This is a genomic window from Erwinia aphidicola (assembly GCF_024169515.1).
In the GTDB taxonomy this organism is placed as follows: domain Bacteria; phylum Pseudomonadota; class Gammaproteobacteria; order Enterobacterales; family Enterobacteriaceae; genus Erwinia; species Erwinia aphidicola.
In genome coordinates this window covers 4556376-4572247 of record NZ_JAMKCQ010000001.1, presented here as the reverse complement: position 1 = coordinate 4572247, position 15872 = coordinate 4556376, and the positions used below count along the sequence as shown (strand labels likewise).

Below are 15872 nucleotides of genomic sequence, written 5' to 3'. Positions count from 1 at the left end.
ACCCCTCAACTCTCGTCAGGGCGAGGCCTGCCTCGCCCTGATTATCCATCTCAACCCCGCTTAAAACGTTTCCCAATTCTCATGACTGACCAGCGCCGGGCGCGTGGCGGCTAACGCGGCGGGTTTGCTGCTGACGCTGCTGTTTTTCACCGCAGCAACCGCGCCACCACTCAGTTTAAATGCCGACACCGCCTGAGTCAGGCGCGCCGCCTGATCTTCCAGCGACGCTGCGGCAGATGAGGCTTCCTCCACCAGTGAAGCGTTCTGCTGGGTGACGTTGTCCATCTCGGTGACCGCATGGCTGACCTGCTGGATCCCTTTGCTTTGCTCGTCGGATGCGGCGGCAATCTCGGCCATGATATCGGTCACGCGGCGCACCGCATCGACGATTTCACCCATGGTATTGCCCGCGTGCCCCACCTGCGACGACCCCTTACCAATCAGGTCTACCGACTCGGCAATCAGCCCCTCAATCTCTTTCGCGGCTCCGGCGCTGCGCTGCGCCAGGTTGCGCACCTCGCTGGCGACCACGGCAAAGCCGCGCCCCTGTTCACCGGCTCGCGCGGCTTCCACCGCGGCATTCAGCGCCAGGATATTGGTCTGGAAGGCAATGCTATTGATCACCGTGGTGATCTCGGCAATTTTCTTCGAGCTGCTGGAGATGTTGTTCATGGTATTCACTACGCCGGTGACAATCTCTCCGCCCTGGCGCGCTTTACCCGACGCATCGGCAGCCAGCTGGCTGGCGTGATGGGCATTTTCGGCGTTCTGTTTCACGGTGGCGGTCAGCTGTTCCATGCTGGCAGCGGTCTGCTCCAGCGCGGAAGCCTGCTGTTCGGTGCGTGAGGAGAGGTCGGTATTGCCTGCGGAGATCTCGCTCGATCCCTGATAGATCGCCACCGCCCCCTCGCGCACGGTTCCTACGGTTTTAACCAGCGCCTGCTGCATCAGCTGCAGGTTATTCCCCAGGCTGCCGATCTCACTGCGTCCCCAGACCTGCGGCGGCGCGGTCAGATCGCCGTGGGAGATCTGCTCAATTCTTTCTACCGCCTGGCGCAGCGGCGTAATCACCACCCGGCGCAGGAAGATAAAGGTCGCCAGCGTCAGCAGCAGGGCGAGGCCGAATGCCGCCGCCATCATAATAAAGCCGAGGCGGGTTTGTGCAGCGGCCTGCTGATTGAGCCCGTCGGCACGCTCAGTACGCAGCTTGATCGCTTTAAACAGCACGTCGTTATAAGCGTCATCCAGTTTGCGGGTGTAATCCGTCTCCTGGGCGATAACCCCTTCAAAGCTGCCATCCCCCGCGCTTTTCAGCATCGGCTCAAGCCCCTGCTTAATATAAGCGTCGAAGCGTTTTTTCAGCTCCACATCCAGCGCTATCCCTGCCGGGGTTTTGACCGGGCGGTTGAGATAGATATTGAAATTGTCGCGTGCCGATGTGATGCGCTTTTCTGAACTGGTGAGATTGGCTTTGAATTCATCCATCTCACCGATACGTGCAGCGGCACCGGCATGGATCACCGTCAAACGCGCAGCGCGCAGATTATTAGAACTGTTTGAGATCGCCATGCGGATAGCAATTTCTTGCGTAATATCATTCAGCGACTTATTACTCTGGACTAAAAAATAACTGGCGAGGCCGATACACAGGGCAAACAACAGCAGAATTCCGCCAAGAATGGCGGCGAACAGGGGGACCAGGCGCAAATGTTGCCAAAAGCTGATGGTCGGCTGCTCGTGAGATTGTAATGGTGATTTCATATCCTTGCTCTCTGTCAGTAGGGACGAAGGAACGCTCCGGTCGTCTACAAACCATCGGCAAAGAAGTGAAAAGGATTAGGTCTTGAAGTGGGAGCAGGCTCACAGAATGAGCATTCTGCAAATGGAGAACGGGCAGGTCAGCGAAGGCGGACCTGCCCGGTGCGTTATCTTACGTTGACGTAAATACCGCTGGTGACATTATCAGTTAAACGAACCACATGATAAATAACCTGCTTATTATGCGTTTTAATTTTACGTTTTATATTGCCTTTATGCGATGAAACCGTTTTGGCTTTAATCTGCATTTTATCTGAGATTTGTATTGTATCGTGACCTGACATCCACATCTTAAGCATATTAGACTCAGTCTGGCTGAGCGTTAATGGATGGACGTCGAAGCCTGAATTGTAGCGGGGTGACATACTGACTTTCTTTTGAAAGTAGCTGCTAAGCAGCGTATCAAGAGTCGCCGGCTTTATCGATTTTGATGTAATAATCAAGTTCTTACGAACGTAGAGGTATTCCTCAAAATGGATATTGGAGATAGCCATGAAGATGAAGAACAGGGTATCAGGGTGCTGCATGATAATGTCTCTGATACGCTGACTTGCATCGGACTCATGAATGAAACAGTCTTCATTAATAAAAACCACGCCAGGTTGAAGCTGCTGGCATTTAATTTGCAATTGGTCCATGTCGTTAACGGAGGTTATATTTTTCTTTTTAACCCCTTTTACCGCCATATAATCGCTTAAGCCTAGTCGTGTGTAGTTACATGAATCCATAATAATCGTTGGCATAATAGCTACCCTCACCAAATTTGTTTTCCGTTTAAATCAACGATGAATTACGTGCTTGCGGTACGAGAGCAAAGAGTTCTTAATCACGATCTTGTTATTTTTACCCAGCCTGAATAAAGCTTTGCCATCTACGGCGAGAGTACTCATGCGTCCTTGCTGACTGCTAATTTGGCTTTTGACAGAGCGATGCTCTGACAAGTCACCCACTTCAGAGGGCTGGCAGCGAGACTGCTTAGACATCTGAGTTAGTACAGCACCTGACACAGTTTTCCGCTGACGTCGACACTATCGCGCAGAATCAGGAAAACTCTGATAGGACGAATCCTAAAAACATTCATTCCCCGAAAGTGTAGGCATGCGGGGAGTATTGACAATGCCGTAAAATGAATTTTAAAACAAGAAAAACCGAGAAAAATAAAATCTTCATTAAAAACAGACATTTGCCCATTTTTTAACCGTTAACTGTTTCGCAACAAATCACCGGTTTGAGGATTTAAAATACGCTAACTGGGTTTTAATAAGAATTATTTTCATCGTGCTAGCCCATTTATCAGAATTTCCTTAAGGTTATTCTGCAAATAATGGCGCGAAAAATGCTCTGATATATTTCGATGGCTTAACAATGCTTTTGTATAAGAGGGGGAATACTAAAGTTTACTTGCCGGGTAGTTCACTGAGTAATGTCGACAGTAAGTCGAACACTTCACTGAATAAATGCTCGCAGAAGGGCGCCAGCAGGGGCATCATCAGGCTCATGAACACCATACCTATCGATAAGGTGACCGGGAAGCCGATAGCGAAAACCGACAGCTGTGGTGAAACGCGGTTTAACAAACCCAGGGCCAGGTTTAAGGTGAGTAACAGGGTGATTAACGGTAGCGCTAATCTCATGCCGTTAAGGAAAATTAAATTGGCGGCTTTGGTCAGCGCCAGGAACGCATTGCTGTTCAGCGGCTCGCCACCAATAGGCAAAGTATGAAAACTGTCCGCAACCATCGAAATCAGCCACAGGTGACCGTTGAAGGAGAGAAACAGCAACATCGCCAGCATATCGAGAAAGCGCGCCAGAACCGGCATGTTCAGTCGGCTGGCCGGGTCAAAGAAGGTGGCAAAGGATAAGCCCATCTGCAAACCAATCACTTCCCCCGCGGTACGCACCGCCGCAAAGGCAAACTGCATGGTAAAACCAATCGCTACGCCAATCAGTATCTGCTGAATCAGCAACCAGAAGCCGCCAACCGAAAACAGCGTAACGTTGGTCGGGGGTAACGACGGGATCAATACCCAGGTAATCATCAGGCCCAGACCAATTTTCACCTTGCGGCTAATCGATTTTTCGCTCAGCAGCGGCGCCGTCATGATCAAAGCCAGCACGCGAGCAAGCGGCCAGAATAGCTGACTTATCCAGAATAAAAGTTGACTGCTGTCAAAAAGAATCATTATCCGATCAGATAAGGCAGGTTGGAGAACAGGGTACGCATATAGTCGAGGATCAGATTGAGCATCCACGGACCGGCCACAACGATGGTTGCCACCACGGAAAGGATCTTCGGAATAAAGGAGAGCGTTTGTTCGTTAATCTGGGTAGCCGCCTGCAGCAGGCTGATTAACAGGCCGCTTACCAGCGCTGCCAGCAGCAGCGGGGCGGCCAGCGCCAGCGCAATCTGCATCGCGTCGTGGCCCAAAACCATTACCGATTCAGGAGTCATTTTTGTGGCCTCGCTTAAGAGTAGAAACTTTGGGCCAGTGAGCCGATGAGCAGCTGCCAGCCATCCACCAGCACAAACAGCATCAGCTTAAAGGGCAGGGAGATGGTGGCGGGGGGCACCATCATCATCCCCAGCGCCATCAGCACGCTGGCGACCACCAGGTCGATAATCAGGAATGGAATAAATACCGTGAAGCCGATCTGGAAAGCCGTTTTCAGTTCACTGGTGACGTAAGCCGGCAGCAGAATACGCATCGGCACCGCTTCCGGCCCGGCAATCGGTGGCGTGTTAGCCAGGCGGGCAAACAGCGCAAGGTCCGCTTCACGCGTCTGGCGCAGCATAAACTCACGCAGCGGCTGCGCACCTTTATCAATGGCTTCCTGCATGCTGATCTTATCTTCGCTGAACGGCAGATAGGCATCAGTATAAATTTTGTCGAACACCGGGCCCATAATAAAGAAGGTCAGGAACAGCGACAGGCCAAGCAGCACCTGGTTAGGTGGCGCAGAGGGGGTACCCAGCGCGTTACGCAGCAGGCCGAAAACGATGATGATGCGCGTAAAGCTGGTCATCATCAGCAATATTGCCGGCAGGAAGGTCAGCGAGGTAATAAATACCAGCGTCTGCACCGGCAGCGACCAGCTCTGGCCGCCGTTAGCCATCGGCTTACTGATAAGCCCAGGCAGCTGCGCGTAGACGTTCGGAGTCAGCATCAGCAAAACCAGTGCTAACAGTGGAAGGAGACGTTTCATTTTTTCTTCCCGGAACCTTTCATTAACGACTGCAGAACCTGACGGAAATCTGCCGTCACAGCCGGTGCTTCCGGGAGTTCCTGCTGCGGTTTCGCCGGCAGGGTATGCAGATGGGTGATCTGCTGAGCGGTGACGCCCAGAACCAGACGCACATCATCCACATCAACCACGACCACGCGTTCACGCTGTCCCAGCTGGCAGCTGGCGCTGATATTCAGTTTCTCACTGCCGCTGCGCTTAGTGGCAAAGCCGAAGCGCTTTGCCACCCAGGCGCAGGCGAGGATCAGAATAATAATCGCCGCCAGTACCCCGCTCACCTGAGTCAGCATTGAACCGGTAGAAATGGCCGGCTGCCCGATGGCTGGCTGCTGCTGGGTGGTATTCATTTAGCGGCTCAGACGACGCATACGTTCGGTCGGGGTGATAATGTCGGTAATGCGCACGCCATATTTATCGGCGACCACCACCACTTCACCCTGGGCAATCAGATAGCCGTTGATCAGGATATCCAGCGGCTCCCCGGCTAAGCCGTCCAGCGCCACTACCGAACCCTGCGACAGGCGCAGCAGCTCTTTAATGGTCATTTTGGTACGGCCCAGCTCCACGGTGAGCTTCACCGGGATATCCATAATCATGTCGATATCCTGCGAACCAGCAGCAATATCGCCATTTTCCAGCGATTTAAACACGCCGCCGGTTGAAGAGGATTTTACCTGTTCGTTCATTGCGTCAGCCCACAGGTCGTCCGCAGAGATGTCGTCGTCGGACGGCTTATTGGTATCACTCATCGGGCTGTTCCTCATTCAGCGAATTCAAAATCGGGTTGATCAGGTGTTCCACGCGCAGTGCATACTGTTTATTCAGTGTTCCGTACTGGCTGGTCAACACCGGCACGCCATCGACATGGGCGATAATGCGGTCCGGTTTTTCAATCGGTAAGACGTCGCCGGGCTTTAACTCCAGCAGACGGGAAATTCTCATTGAGACATCGGCAAAATTCGCCACCAGCTCCAGCTCCGAGTGCTGAACCTGTTTCACCAGCGTGTCACGCCAGTTCTCATCTTCGGTACGCGAGTTCTCCAGCGGTGGGTTCACCAGCGTTTCACGCAGCGGCTCGATCATGCTGAATGGGATACAGATGTTGAACTCACCGGTCAGGTTACCAATCTCCACCTGGAACGGCGTGGTGACCACGATGTCATTCGGTGAGGTAGTAATGTTGGTGAACTTCACCTGCATTTCCGAACGCACGTACTCTACGTCCAGCGGATAGATCGGCTTCCACGCTTCGCTGTAGGCTTCCAGCGCCAGCTTTAACATACGGCGGATCACCCGCTGTTCGGTGTGGGTAAACTCGCGTCCTTCGACCTTGGTCGGAAAACGGCCGTCACCACCAAACAGGTTATCAACGGCGATAAACACCAGACTCGGCGAAAATACCACCAGCGCCGTGCCACGCAGCGGCTTGAGGTGGATAAGGTTAAGGTTGGTAGGTACCGGCAGATTGCGGGCAAACTCATGGTATGGCTGGATCTTTATCGCACCGACGGAAATATCCGGGCTGCGACGCAGCAGATTAAACAGCGCCATACGGTAAGAACGCGCAAAACGTTCGTTGATGATCTCCAGTGCCTGCAGACGCTCGCGTACCACGCGGCGCTGAGTATTGGGATCGTAAGGGCGAATATCGCTTTCGCCCCCGGTACTGACCTTATCTTCTGCCGCACTATCGCTGTCGCCATTGAGTAGTGCGTCAATTTCTGCCTGAGAAAGAATGTTATCGCCCATGTATATCCATCACCGCAGAATGAAGGCCGTAAACAGTACATCTGTCACGACCTGCTGTGGTTGTCCCTGCACCAGCGGAGGTGCCAGTACCTGTTTAATCTGTGTCACTAACTGCTGCTTGCCCTGCTCATTGGCGAGGCCCGTAGCATTCTGACGCGACAGCAGCAGCAGTAAACGGCTGCGTACTTCCGGCAGATAATCGTTCATGCGACGACGGGTCTCTTCATCCGGCAAGCGCAGGGTGAAGCCGACATAAAGCACGCGATCCGGGTCGTTGTCTGGGTTGATCAAGTTGACCGTAAACGTATCCAGAGCAAAAAAGACCGGGGCAGGTGGCGGCTCAGGCTTTGCAGCCGCAGCGGCATCTTTCGGCGCCTTCATCATGTGCCAGACTGTATATCCCGCCACGCTGCAAGCGACCAGAGTCACGATCAGTAACACGGGTATCAGGAGCTTACGTTTGCCGCTTTTGGCTTTAGCGTTATCAGTCATATTAGCTGTAACTTCCTGTGATTATTTTCGAGGGGCGGTGCCACGTCATATTTCTCACTGTCCCACGGCTTTATGAGCGAATTATCCCGCGTCTTGCGCCAAACAATAGGCAGAAAAGACGCGAGTTTTGCCATCAGCTTGCGCGTTTGTTGCCGTCAGGCGAAAATATCAACAGCATTGGAGCCAGCTGCACGCGCCTGCAGGGCGGCAGGTACGGCAATTTGCGTCACATCACTGTCATTTTCATTAGCAAGACTAAACGGGTTTCCGTTGTTATTACGCTGCTGTTCCTGCTGGCCATTAAAGGACTGACCCTGCTGGAATGCATCGCTACTGACATTACTTTGACCCAGGCTGATGCCGCTTTCAGCCAGTGAGGTACGCAGTTGAGGGATAGCGGCCTCAAGCGCGGCCCTGACCTGGCTATGGTTCGACACCATACTCAGCTGGGCCTGGTCATTATCCAGCTTCAAAGAGATCTGGATGCTGCCCAGGTCCTGCGGATGCAGATGCAACTCGGCGGTCTGCTGCCCGTTGCGGCTGAACATCAGGATCTGTTGTCCCAGTGCCTGCTGCCATTCCGGGCTGCCAAGCTGAGAATTCAGCAGTGGCGTTGCCGGCGCGCTGACCGCCGAGGTTGAAGTCGGGGTCTGCGCGGAAGAAGCGGCGCTGATCACATTATTGGTTATCGTCGCGTTGAGGGCAGAACTTGAATTTTCTTTGTCGTTATCTTTGCTGACGTGGCTCATAACCTGCTGAAAAGCTGAGTCAAGCGTCTGCGCACCCGGGTTAGCGCTGAATTTTGCCGCAGCAGTCGCGCTGTCGGAGTTGCCCGGCAGCAGTACGCCAGCGCTGCCGGTTTTCGTGGTGGCTGTGCCCGCGGCGTCAGCGTCGTCGCTGCTCACTTTACCCAACGCCGCGCTTAACGCGTTCAGCGTCGAGCCTTTGCTGCTCTTGCTCAGATCGCTGCTCAGCAGGTCACTGTTTTTGCTGCTGCTGTTACCGCTGGCGACGGGCACTGCGGCAGCGTTGGGCAGCATGGCGTACAGCGCCTGTAACGCCTGCAAATCGCTGCTGCTCAGCTCCACCGGCGCGGCTTTCTCCTCGCTGTCCGGGCTTTTTTCCGTGCTGGCTTTTTGCGGTTGCAGCAGCGCGGTCAGCGTCTCGGGCTTATCCAGCGCGGCCAGCAGATCGCTGATGCTGGTTTTTGCCGGTGCTTTCCCATCGGCGGTAACATTTTGCGCCGTGTCATCCTGAGGGGCGGCGCTGGCACCCTGCTGCGCCAGCGATAGCAGTCGGTTCCCCAGCAGAGTGAGAAACCCCTGCGGCAAATTTTCACCGCTGGCGGCGCTGTCGCCGCCGGGAGTCGCGTCCAGCGTGCTGTCAGGGGTGGTGGCAGCCGCACCGGTTTTGCTACTGGCGCTGGTGGTCGCCACTGCGGTTGGTAAGGTAATCATTCGCCTTTCCTCAATGATGCCCGTTGGGCAAATTCGTCCATCCGTTTCTGATCGAGACGGTTTTCCTGTAAGAGTGCGGTTGCCAGCGCCCGCGCCTGAAGCGTTTCATAGGCGTGCAGCCGCTGCTGTTTGTCGCGCCAGAAGCGCAGGGCATTTTCCACCCGGGTGTTCCAGTGCATCAGCTGGGCGCGATGCTGTTCAATCGCCTTTTCCAGCGTCTGAATAAACTGGTGGTAGTTGTACCAGCGCGTACTGGCAATCCCTTCGCTCATGGTGGTGTTGAGATTCCTGCGGTATTCGTCCTGGTAGTTGAGCAGCATTGTCAGCTGATCGTCTGCCTGCTTTTGCGCCCGGCGTACGTCGCCTAACTGAATGGCGGCTTTTTCCACATCTTTATGTGCCAGATCGCGCAGGGTATCGATCGGGGAAGCTGTCTTAGCCATAAGTTCTCCGCTGTTCAGACTTAACCAAAGATCGCCTGCAGATGCAGGCTGGCATCATCAAACGTACTGCGCTCAAACATCCCCTGCTGCAGGAAGGCCTCCAGCTCTGGGTAGAGTTTGATCGCTTTATCCAGCGTCGGGTCGGTCCCGGCGGCATACGCCCCCACGCTGACCAGATCGCGGTTGCGCTGGTAGCTGGAAAGCAGCTGTTTAAACTGGCGCACGCGGGCGTAGTGCGTCTCATCGATCAGGTGTGCCATGACGCGGCTGATCGAGGCTTCAATATCAATAGCCGGGTAGTGGCCGGATTCTGCCAGGCGGCGCGACAGCACAATGTGGCCATCGAGAATGGCGCGCGCGGAGTCGGCGATCGGGTCCTGCTGGTCGTCCCCTTCGGTCAGAACGGTATAGAAGGCGGTAATCGAACCGCCGCCGTCGATGCCGTTACCGGCGCGCTCGACCAGCGCGGGCAGCTTGGCAAACACGGAAGGCGGATAGCCTTTGGTGGCCGGCGGCTCCCCGATCGCCAGCGCTATTTCACGCTGGGCCATGGCGTAACGCGTCAGGGAATCCATGATCAGCAGCACGTGCTGGCCACGGTCGCGGAAGTCTTCGGCAATGCGCGTGGCGTAAGAAGCACCCTGCATACGTAATAAAGGAGAGACATCCGCCGGGGCGGCAATCACCACCGCCCGCGCACGCCCTTCGGTGCCGAGAATGTTTTCGATAAAGTCTTTGACTTCGCGGCCACGTTCGCCAATCAGCCCGACCACGATCACGTCTGCCTTGGTGTAGCGCGCCATCATGCCGAGCAGCACGCTTTTACCGACGCCGGAACCCGCGAACAGCCCCATACGCTGGCCGCGACCGACGGTAAGCAGAGCGTTAATCGCCCGCACGCCGGTATCCAGCACGTCGGTGATCGGCGTGCGCTGTAACGGGTTAAACGGCGGCGTGATCAGCGGGGCGCGATAGCCGGTTTCCGGTGCAGGCAGGCCGTCAAGCGGGCGACCGCTGCCGTCGAGCACGCGCCCCAGCAGTTCTGGCCCGAGCATCAACTGTTTGCCGCTGTGCTGGTTATCACCTGCCACGCGGGCATAAACGCGCGCGCCGGGAATGATGCCTTCTACTTCTTCCAGCGGCATCAGCAGCAGTTTCTGGCCGTTAAAGCCAACCACTTCACTCTCGACTTCGCCAATGCCCTGGCTGTCATGACGTTCAATCACGCAGGTCGCACCCAGCGGCAGCTGCAGGCCGGTCGCTTCCAGCACCAGCCCGGTGGCGCGCACCAGCCGGCCATAGCGACGTACCTCGGGCACCTGGGCCAGACGCTGTTCAAAGTTGTCGAGTGCGCCAAGCCAGCGCGACAGGCGAGTGGTCATTACAGTTCTCCCGGTGCGGCCAGACGGCAGAGTTCATGCCAGCGGGTGGCGATGCTGGCATCCAGGTCGCCATCCTCGGCGCTGACTTTGCAGCCGCCCGGGTGAATGGTGCTGTCGCCGAGCAGACGCCAGCCGTGCAGGCTCAGCGTAGCGCCGAGCGTGGTTTCCACCCGCGGCAGATCGTCCGGGTGGACGCGCAGCGTGGGTTTGCCGCTGAACATCGGCTCCTGCTGCAGCATCCCCTGGATCTGGCGCAGCAGGGCGGTGCCGTCAACGTGGGGTGCCTGGCCAATCACCTGGCGTGCGGCTTCCAGCGCCAGCTGCATCAGGCGCGAGGCGATGACGCTGTCGAGCGCTTCCAGCGTGTGGTGGAATTCGGAAACCAGCTGCTGCATGCGCGCCTGTAACGGTGCCTGCTGCTGCTGAGCTTCCGCCAGCCCCTGCTGAAAACCGGCGTCATAACCGCTTTTCTGGCCTTCGGCAAAGCCGCGCTGCTGACCTTCGGTATAGCCGAGGCCCTGTGCTTCATTGCGCACCTGAGCCTGAAGCTGCTCCAGCTGGAACTGCCGATCGTCGGCAGGCTCTTCCGTCACTTCCGGGATCGTCAGCTCTTCAATCAGCGGCCGATCGCGCTGTGCCAGATCGTTAGGCTGCCAGCGCTGCCACGGCAGGGAGGAATGATCAGACATAGGTTTCCTCGCCACCGCCAATCACCATCTCGCCGCTTTCGGCCAGACGACGAACAATCAACAGAATCGCTTTCTGTTCGGTCTCTACCGCAGACATACGCATTGGACCCCGGTTGGCGAGATCGTCGCGCAGAATATCGGCCGCACGCTGCGACATGTTTTTCAGGAACTTCTCGCGCAGCGGCTGTTCGGAACCCTTCAGCGCCACCAGCAGCGACTCGGACTCCACTTCCTGCAACAGGCGCTGGATACTGCGGTCGTCCACTTCGACGAGGTTTTCGAACAGGAACATCTCGTCGATGATTTTCTGTGCCAGTTCGCCGTCGAACTCGCGCACCGCTTCGATAACCGCTTCTTCCTGCTGAGTTTTCATCAGGTTGATAATCTCGGCCGCAGTACGCACACCGCCCATCTTCGCCCGCTTGAGGTTCTGACCATCCAGCAGGCCGTTGAGCACTTCGGTCAGCTCCGCCAGCGCTGCCGGCTGCACGCCGCCAAAGGTGGCGATACGCAGCATGACATCGTGACGCAGACGCTCGTCGAACTGAGCAAGGATATCGGCCGCCTGGCCGCGCTTCAGGTGCACCAGGATGGTGGCGATGATCTGCGGATGTTCGTCGCGGATCAGGTCGGCAGCCGCCTGCGGTTCCATAAAGTTCAGCGTATCCATGCCGCTGGTGGTCTCGCGGGTTTCGAGAATATCTTCCAGCAGGGTAGAGGCACGCTCTTCGCCCAGCGCTTTAATCAGCACGGAGCGCAGATAGTCGTTGGAGTTGAGGCTCAGCGCCGCATACTGTTCGGCATCGATCTCAAACTCGCGCAGCACGTCGGTCAGCTGCTTGTGCGACACCTGGCGCATATTCGAGATCGCCGAGCTCAGATGCTGCACTTCGCGGGTGTCGAGGTGCTTAAACACTTCGGCAGCGCGATCTTCGCCAATGGTCATCATCAGGATGGCGCTTTTTTCAGTACCGGTGAGACTCATAGTTCGTCCTTCATCCACTGGCGAATAACCAGAGCCACCACGCGTGGGTCATTTTCTGACATTTCGCGAATTCGCTGGCTCATGACCTCAGCACTCATGCGGTGCTGAGATTTACGTTCCTGATCAAGCTCATCTTTCGACAGCTTGACGGAGACCCCTTTATCATCATCCTGGGCACGGGTCTGGGCGGCAGCCACGGCGGCTTCGGCAGCGGCTTTCTCCTGCTCGGCCTTGCGGCGTAGCTGCGGGCGCACCAGCTTGCGGTACAGGATGAAGGCAACAATCAGCACCAGTAACCAGCGGCCTGCTTCAAACATCTGGTCAATAAAGCCTGGCTGTTTCCAGAATGGCAGCTCGGCACCGACATCATCGTTCTCGGTAAACGGTGAGTTGACGACGTTCAGGCTGTCACCACGCTGTTCCGAATAGCCCATCGCCTCTCGGGTCAGGTTTTCAATCTGCTTCAGCTGAGCATCATTCAATGCAATCGGTTTGCCTGCGGCATCGGCGCGGTAGTTCACCACCACGGCCACCGACAGGCGCTGCACTTCACCGACATTCATCTTGGTGTGCAGGATGGTGCGGTTGACTTCGTAGTTGGTGGTGTTGTCGCTGCGGGTGTTCGACGGCACCGCTTTCTGCGCAGTCGTGGTGGCGGCATTGGTCGCCGCATTGTTGGCCGCCTGGCCGTTCGCCCCGTTGGCACCGTTCGCCCCGTTGGCACCGTTCGCCCCGTTGGCATTGTTATTCGGCGTGGTGACCGGACCCGCGTTAGCCGGAGCGGGCTGGTTGGAGAGCGCGCCCGGCACGCCGCCAGGATACTGACCACCCAGCTGCTCGCTGTCGCTGGTCTGGCGAGAGCGGATAGCCTGCTGGTCAGGATTGCTGTTCGGTTTGTACTGCTCGTCGGTCTGCTCGCGACTGTTAAAGTCAATCTGCGCGGTGACCTGGGCATGGACATTGCCGTTGCCGACAATCGGGCCAAGGATGGCTTCAATGCGCTGCTGATAGCGGGCTTCAACATCGCTGGCATATTTCAGCTGGGTATCGTTGAGGTCACGGCCGGTCGGGTCGTTCTGCGTCAGCAGACGGCCAGCCTGATCGACAACGGTCACGTTGCCCGGCGGCATACCGGCGACGCTGCTGGAGACCATATGCACCACGGCATTGATCTGGCCTTCATCCAGCGCGCGGCCTGGCTGCAGTGCCAGCGTCACGGAGGCGGACGGGGCTTTCTGCTCGCGCACGAACAGCGTCGGTTTCGGCATGGCCAGATGCACGCGCGCGCCTTTCACCGGGCCGAGGGTTTCAATCGTGCGTGCCAGCTCGCCCTCCAGCGCACGCTGGTAGTTAACCTGCTCGCTAAACTGGCTGATGCCGAATTTCTCTTTATCCAGCAGTTCAAAGCCCACCGCGCCGCCTTTTGGCAGACCCTGTGAAGCGAGGCGCAGGCGCAGTTCATGCACCTGGGCTGCCGGAACCAGTAACGCGCCACCCTGATCGTCGAACTTATAGGGTACGTTCATCTGGGTCAGCTGCGTGACGATGGCGCCGCCATCCTCATTGCTGAGGTTGTTATAAAGAACGCGATAATCCGGCTGCTTCGCCCATAGCACCATCGCAATAATGACGGCCACAACGGCCGCCGCAGCCACAATAAGAGGGATGCGAGGATTAGCGCGTAGGCGAGCGAACAGGTCGTTCAGACCCTTCTTCTCTGGATTATCCTGCGTGACAGTTGCATTCATGACTTCTTCCTGCCTGACAGTTGACCGGACTGTTGCGTGTAGTGTCGTAACAAAACTGACTCCCTGATGCGCTGGCTTAAAAAATTTCCACCTTAATGGAGTGCCATTATTTTCTTAAATGGGAAATTCGATGGCCGGATAAGCTGTGTTTTTTACTTCTAATTAGAGGCTTTGTCTTATTGACATCGGTGTTAAGTTACTCGGCGTCGGTAGTCACTTCAGCATCCATTTGGGAGAAAACATGGCGATTCAGGGTATTGAAAGCGTGATGCAGGCCATGCAGACAGCAGCTCTGCAGGCAGGCGGTAAAAGCACAGACAGCACTTCTCAGGCAGATTTCGGTGCAGAGCTGAAGGCGGCGCTGAACAAGATCAGCGAAACGCAAACCACAGCGCGCAGCCAGGCGCAGGATTTTGCGCTGGGCAAAGAGGGGGTGTCGCTGAACGACGTGATGGTTGACCTGCAAAAATCCAGCGTCTCGATGCAGATGGGTATTCAGGTGCGTAACAAGCTGGTCAGCGCGTACAGCGATATTATGAATATGCAGGTTTAGATTAGTTAAGTAACTGAATAGTATAGATTATAAGGCTATCCAGTGTGAGTGTGGGGCAGTAGTGGGGCAAAGTCGTTCAGTTTTGAGTTCATCAGGCTCAATTGCGCGTCATCGTTTCAGCCATCCGGGCCCCATAGACCTGGTAGACCATCTTTTGGATCCCCCCCCAGAGAGCAGTGTTTGAAATGAGTTAACGGCAATCCTGATTAGTCCCTACTGGCCCCTTGCCCGGCGGGCAGTGGTCGGAACTGATTACAGGAAGATCAGGCACCCATGACCATTTAGTATTACAGCCAGTAAGTAGCAGAGCGCAGGCAAAAACCAAAGTCTTCATATTGACCCTAAGTGTCACTCGAAAAGCAGAGGATACCAAAAGTAATCGAAACAGAACACTAACCAGGCATTTTTTAGAAGCCTGAAAACGTAGTGGATGTCGGATAATGGATACGCTGATTTTAGCGAAGCCAGCGCAGCGATAACGAACTCAACAACAGTATATTACAGCCAGCGTAGACCCCATCAATATAATGGTGGCTTGACGCCGAATGAGTCAGAACGATTGTTGCGGAGAAACTCTAAAGTCGAGGCCAGTTTTTGTTGACCACATACATTATGTGGTGTTAGAGAGCCACCTTCACAATGGCTCTCCAGGTCTTATCAAAAGCAATGAAGCTTGGCGATATTTAGACGCATTTGAAAGTCAGGCGAGCCACGCCATTAACCAGCAAGTGTGTATCGATATCCGTTTTGACCTCTTTCATTGATTTGTTTTGAACCCGGCAAAAGTCAGAAGCTTTTTTATTTGCAGTGCCAACAGCACCTTGTATGCGGCCTGCAGCAGGAGCCGCTTCCACTTCCGTGAGGTAGTCTCCATTATCAAGCTTTTTGATATCTGACTGATAGGTTAACCCCAGGCCTTGAAACTGTGTTTTATCATTTTGCACAGAGCATCCGGTCAGAAAAGAACCGATTAAAATAGTGGTAGCAATGATTGAAGTTTTCATGTGACAAAATCCCTTATATGTTTTGTTGGCTGCTATATTACGATTTGGAATTAAACACTGCGTAAACTGGAAGCTTTAAGTCACTCGAAGCCTATCTATCACATTGGATTTTCAGCATTTAATTTTTAGTGGATTGAAGGGTTCTGAAATTATCAAACTGGCCTCGCCCAGGGAACACCTGCCAGATAACCTAATGATGATATGTCGATACCTGTCTAATGGACTGACCTCCCCACTGTAGTCAAATCCTGCCCTCCGTTTAAGCGAAAATGATATTCAGGTCTTATTTATAGAAATGAAACTTAACAT

At 55.2% G+C, this 15872-nt stretch carries 17 protein-coding genes and 1 pseudogene; 2 read left to right on the top strand and 16 right to left on the bottom strand.

Annotated elements, in window-relative coordinates; genetic code table 11:
• Nucleotides 1-60: 60 nt before the first annotated feature.
• From J2Y91_RS21390 to fliF, 15 genes are all read right to left on the bottom strand, one after another.
• Entirely contained in the window at nt 61-1761 is a 1701-nt protein-coding gene (locus J2Y91_RS21390) for a methyl-accepting chemotaxis protein (protein WP_133623377.1), read from the bottom strand.
• A 164-nt stretch (nt 1762-1925) separates the two neighbouring features.
• Complete coding sequence (gene rcsA / locus J2Y91_RS21385; RefSeq protein ID WP_133623378.1) at nt 1926-2561, bottom strand: transcriptional regulator RcsA; 636 nt, start codon at nt 2559-2561, stop codon at nt 1926-1928.
• Nucleotides 2562-3215: 654 nt separating this feature from the next.
• On the bottom strand, nt 3216-4001 hold the full coding sequence (fliR, locus tag J2Y91_RS21380; RefSeq protein WP_048916364.1) for a flagellar biosynthetic protein FliR: 786 nt from the start codon (nt 3999-4001) through the stop codon (nt 3216-3218).
• Nucleotides 4001-4270, bottom strand: coding sequence for a flagellar biosynthesis protein FliQ (gene fliQ, locus J2Y91_RS21375; RefSeq protein ID WP_048916363.1), 270 nt, complete (start codon nt 4268-4270; stop codon nt 4001-4003). Before fliQ ends, fliR begins: the two co-directional genes overlap by 1 nt.
• Nucleotides 4271-4284: 14 nt before the next feature.
• Nucleotides 4285-5022 (bottom strand): flagellar type III secretion system pore protein FliP, encoded by a 738-nt coding sequence (gene fliP / locus J2Y91_RS21370; protein WP_048916362.1) that lies wholly within the window; start codon nt 5020-5022, stop codon nt 4285-4287.
• Nucleotides 5019-5408: a flagellar biosynthetic protein FliO gene (fliO, locus tag J2Y91_RS21365; protein ID WP_048916361.1), complete on the bottom strand. Its 390-nt coding sequence runs from the start codon at nt 5406-5408 to the stop codon at nt 5019-5021. The genes fliP and fliO overlap by 4 nt, the downstream gene beginning before the upstream one ends.
• Entirely contained in the window at nt 5409-5810 is a 402-nt protein-coding gene (gene fliN, locus J2Y91_RS21360) for a flagellar motor switch protein FliN (protein ID WP_048916360.1), read from the bottom strand.
• On the bottom strand, nt 5803-6810 hold the full coding sequence (gene fliM / locus J2Y91_RS21355; protein ID WP_048916359.1) for a flagellar motor switch protein FliM: 1008 nt from the start codon (nt 6808-6810) through the stop codon (nt 5803-5805). The genes fliN and fliM overlap by 8 nt, the downstream gene beginning before the upstream one ends.
• A 9-nt stretch (nt 6811-6819) precedes the next feature.
• Nucleotides 6820-7302, bottom strand: coding sequence for a flagellar basal body-associated protein FliL (fliL, locus tag J2Y91_RS21350; protein ID WP_048916358.1), 483 nt, complete (start codon nt 7300-7302; stop codon nt 6820-6822).
• 155 nt (nt 7303-7457) lie between these two features.
• Nucleotides 7458-8759 carry a flagellar hook-length control protein FliK gene (locus J2Y91_RS21345; RefSeq protein ID WP_133623379.1) on the bottom strand — a complete coding sequence of 434 codons (1302 nt, stop codon included), beginning with the start codon at nt 8757-8759 and terminating at the stop codon, nt 7458-7460.
• Entirely contained in the window at nt 8756-9202 is a 447-nt protein-coding gene (fliJ, locus tag J2Y91_RS21340) for a flagellar export protein FliJ (RefSeq protein WP_048916356.1), read from the bottom strand. Before fliJ ends, J2Y91_RS21345 begins: the two co-directional genes overlap by 4 nt.
• Nucleotides 9203-9222: 20 nt before the next feature.
• Complete coding sequence (gene fliI, locus J2Y91_RS21335) at nt 9223-10584, bottom strand: flagellar protein export ATPase FliI (RefSeq protein ID WP_048916355.1); 1362 nt, start codon at nt 10582-10584, stop codon at nt 9223-9225.
• Nucleotides 10584-11273 (bottom strand): flagellar assembly protein FliH, encoded by a 690-nt coding sequence (fliH, locus tag J2Y91_RS21330; protein ID WP_133623380.1) that lies wholly within the window; start codon nt 11271-11273, stop codon nt 10584-10586. Before fliH ends, fliI begins: the two co-directional genes overlap by 1 nt.
• The gene (gene fliG / locus J2Y91_RS21325; RefSeq protein WP_048916353.1) at nt 11266-12258 is read right to left on the bottom strand and encodes a flagellar motor switch protein FliG; all 993 of its coding nucleotides are present in this window, start codon (nt 12256-12258) and stop codon (nt 11266-11268) included. Before fliG ends, fliH begins: the two co-directional genes overlap by 8 nt.
• Nucleotides 12255-14006, bottom strand: a complete 1752-nt coding sequence (fliF, locus tag J2Y91_RS21320) for a flagellar basal-body MS-ring/collar protein FliF (protein ID WP_133623381.1) — start codon at nt 14004-14006, stop codon at nt 12255-12257. The genes fliG and fliF overlap by 4 nt, the downstream gene beginning before the upstream one ends.
• A gap of 241 nt (nt 14007-14247) precedes the next feature.
• On the opposite strand from fliF, the gene fliE reads away from it, so the two are divergent.
• Both fliE and J2Y91_RS21310 read left to right on the top strand, forming a co-directional pair.
• Nucleotides 14248-14559 carry a flagellar hook-basal body complex protein FliE gene (fliE, locus tag J2Y91_RS21315; protein WP_133623382.1) on the top strand — a complete coding sequence of 104 codons (312 nt, stop codon included), beginning with the start codon at nt 14248-14250 and terminating at the stop codon, nt 14557-14559.
• Between the two features lie 397 nt (nt 14560-14956).
• Nucleotides 14957-15160 (top strand): annotated as a pseudogene (locus J2Y91_RS21310) (IS3 family transposase); the annotation flags it as partial.
• 82 nt (nt 15161-15242) lie between these two features.
• Here J2Y91_RS21310 and yegR read toward each other — a convergent pair.
• Nucleotides 15243-15563, bottom strand: a complete 321-nt coding sequence (yegR, locus tag J2Y91_RS21305; protein WP_133623383.1) for a lipoprotein YegR — start codon at nt 15561-15563, stop codon at nt 15243-15245.
• Nucleotides 15564-15872: the final 309 nt, after the last annotated feature.

What these genes read in the sequence shown, in the direction of transcription:
- fliM (WP_048916359.1), bottom strand. Translation starts at nt 6,810, where the DNA reads ATGGGCGATAACATTCTTTCTCAGGCAGAAATTGACGCACTACTCAAT.
- fliP (WP_048916362.1), bottom strand. Translation starts at nt 5,022, where the DNA reads ATGAAACGTCTCCTTCCACTGTTAGCACTGGTTTTGCTGATGCTGACT.
- fliN (WP_048916360.1), bottom strand. Translation starts at nt 5,810, where the DNA reads ATGAGTGATACCAATAAGCCGTCCGACGACGACATCTCTGCGGACGAC.
- yegR (WP_133623383.1), bottom strand. Translation starts at nt 15,563, where the DNA reads ATGAAAACTTCAATCATTGCTACCACTATTTTAATCGGTTCTTTTCTG.
- fliI (WP_048916355.1), bottom strand. Translation starts at nt 10,584, where the DNA reads ATGACCACTCGCCTGTCGCGCTGGCTTGGCGCACTCGACAACTTTGAA.
- fliJ (WP_048916356.1), bottom strand. Translation starts at nt 9,202, where the DNA reads ATGGCTAAGACAGCTTCCCCGATCGATACCCTGCGCGATCTGGCACAT.
- fliL (WP_048916358.1), bottom strand. Translation starts at nt 7,302, where the DNA reads ATGACTGATAACGCTAAAGCCAAAAGCGGCAAACGTAAGCTCCTGATA.
- fliQ (WP_048916363.1), bottom strand. Translation starts at nt 4,270, where the DNA reads ATGACTCCTGAATCGGTAATGGTTTTGGGCCACGACGCGATGCAGATT.
- J2Y91_RS21345 (WP_133623379.1), bottom strand. Translation starts at nt 8,759, where the DNA reads ATGATTACCTTACCAACCGCAGTGGCGACCACCAGCGCCAGTAGCAAA.
- fliE (WP_133623382.1), top strand. Translation starts at nt 14,248, where the DNA reads ATGGCGATTCAGGGTATTGAAAGCGTGATGCAGGCCATGCAGACAGCA.
- fliH (WP_133623380.1), bottom strand. Translation starts at nt 11,273, where the DNA reads ATGTCTGATCATTCCTCCCTGCCGTGGCAGCGCTGGCAGCCTAACGAT.
- fliG (WP_048916353.1), bottom strand. Translation starts at nt 12,258, where the DNA reads ATGAGTCTCACCGGTACTGAAAAAAGCGCCATCCTGATGATGACCATT.
- fliF (WP_133623381.1), bottom strand. Translation starts at nt 14,006, where the DNA reads ATGAATGCAACTGTCACGCAGGATAATCCAGAGAAGAAGGGTCTGAAC.
- J2Y91_RS21390 (WP_133623377.1), bottom strand. Translation starts at nt 1,761, where the DNA reads ATGAAATCACCATTACAATCTCACGAGCAGCCGACCATCAGCTTTTGG.
- fliR (WP_048916364.1), bottom strand. Translation starts at nt 4,001, where the DNA reads ATGATTCTTTTTGACAGCAGTCAACTTTTATTCTGGATAAGTCAGCTA.
- rcsA (WP_133623378.1), bottom strand. Translation starts at nt 2,561, where the DNA reads ATGCCAACGATTATTATGGATTCATGTAACTACACACGACTAGGCTTA.
- fliO (WP_048916361.1), bottom strand. Translation starts at nt 5,408, where the DNA reads ATGAATACCACCCAGCAGCAGCCAGCCATCGGGCAGCCGGCCATTTCT.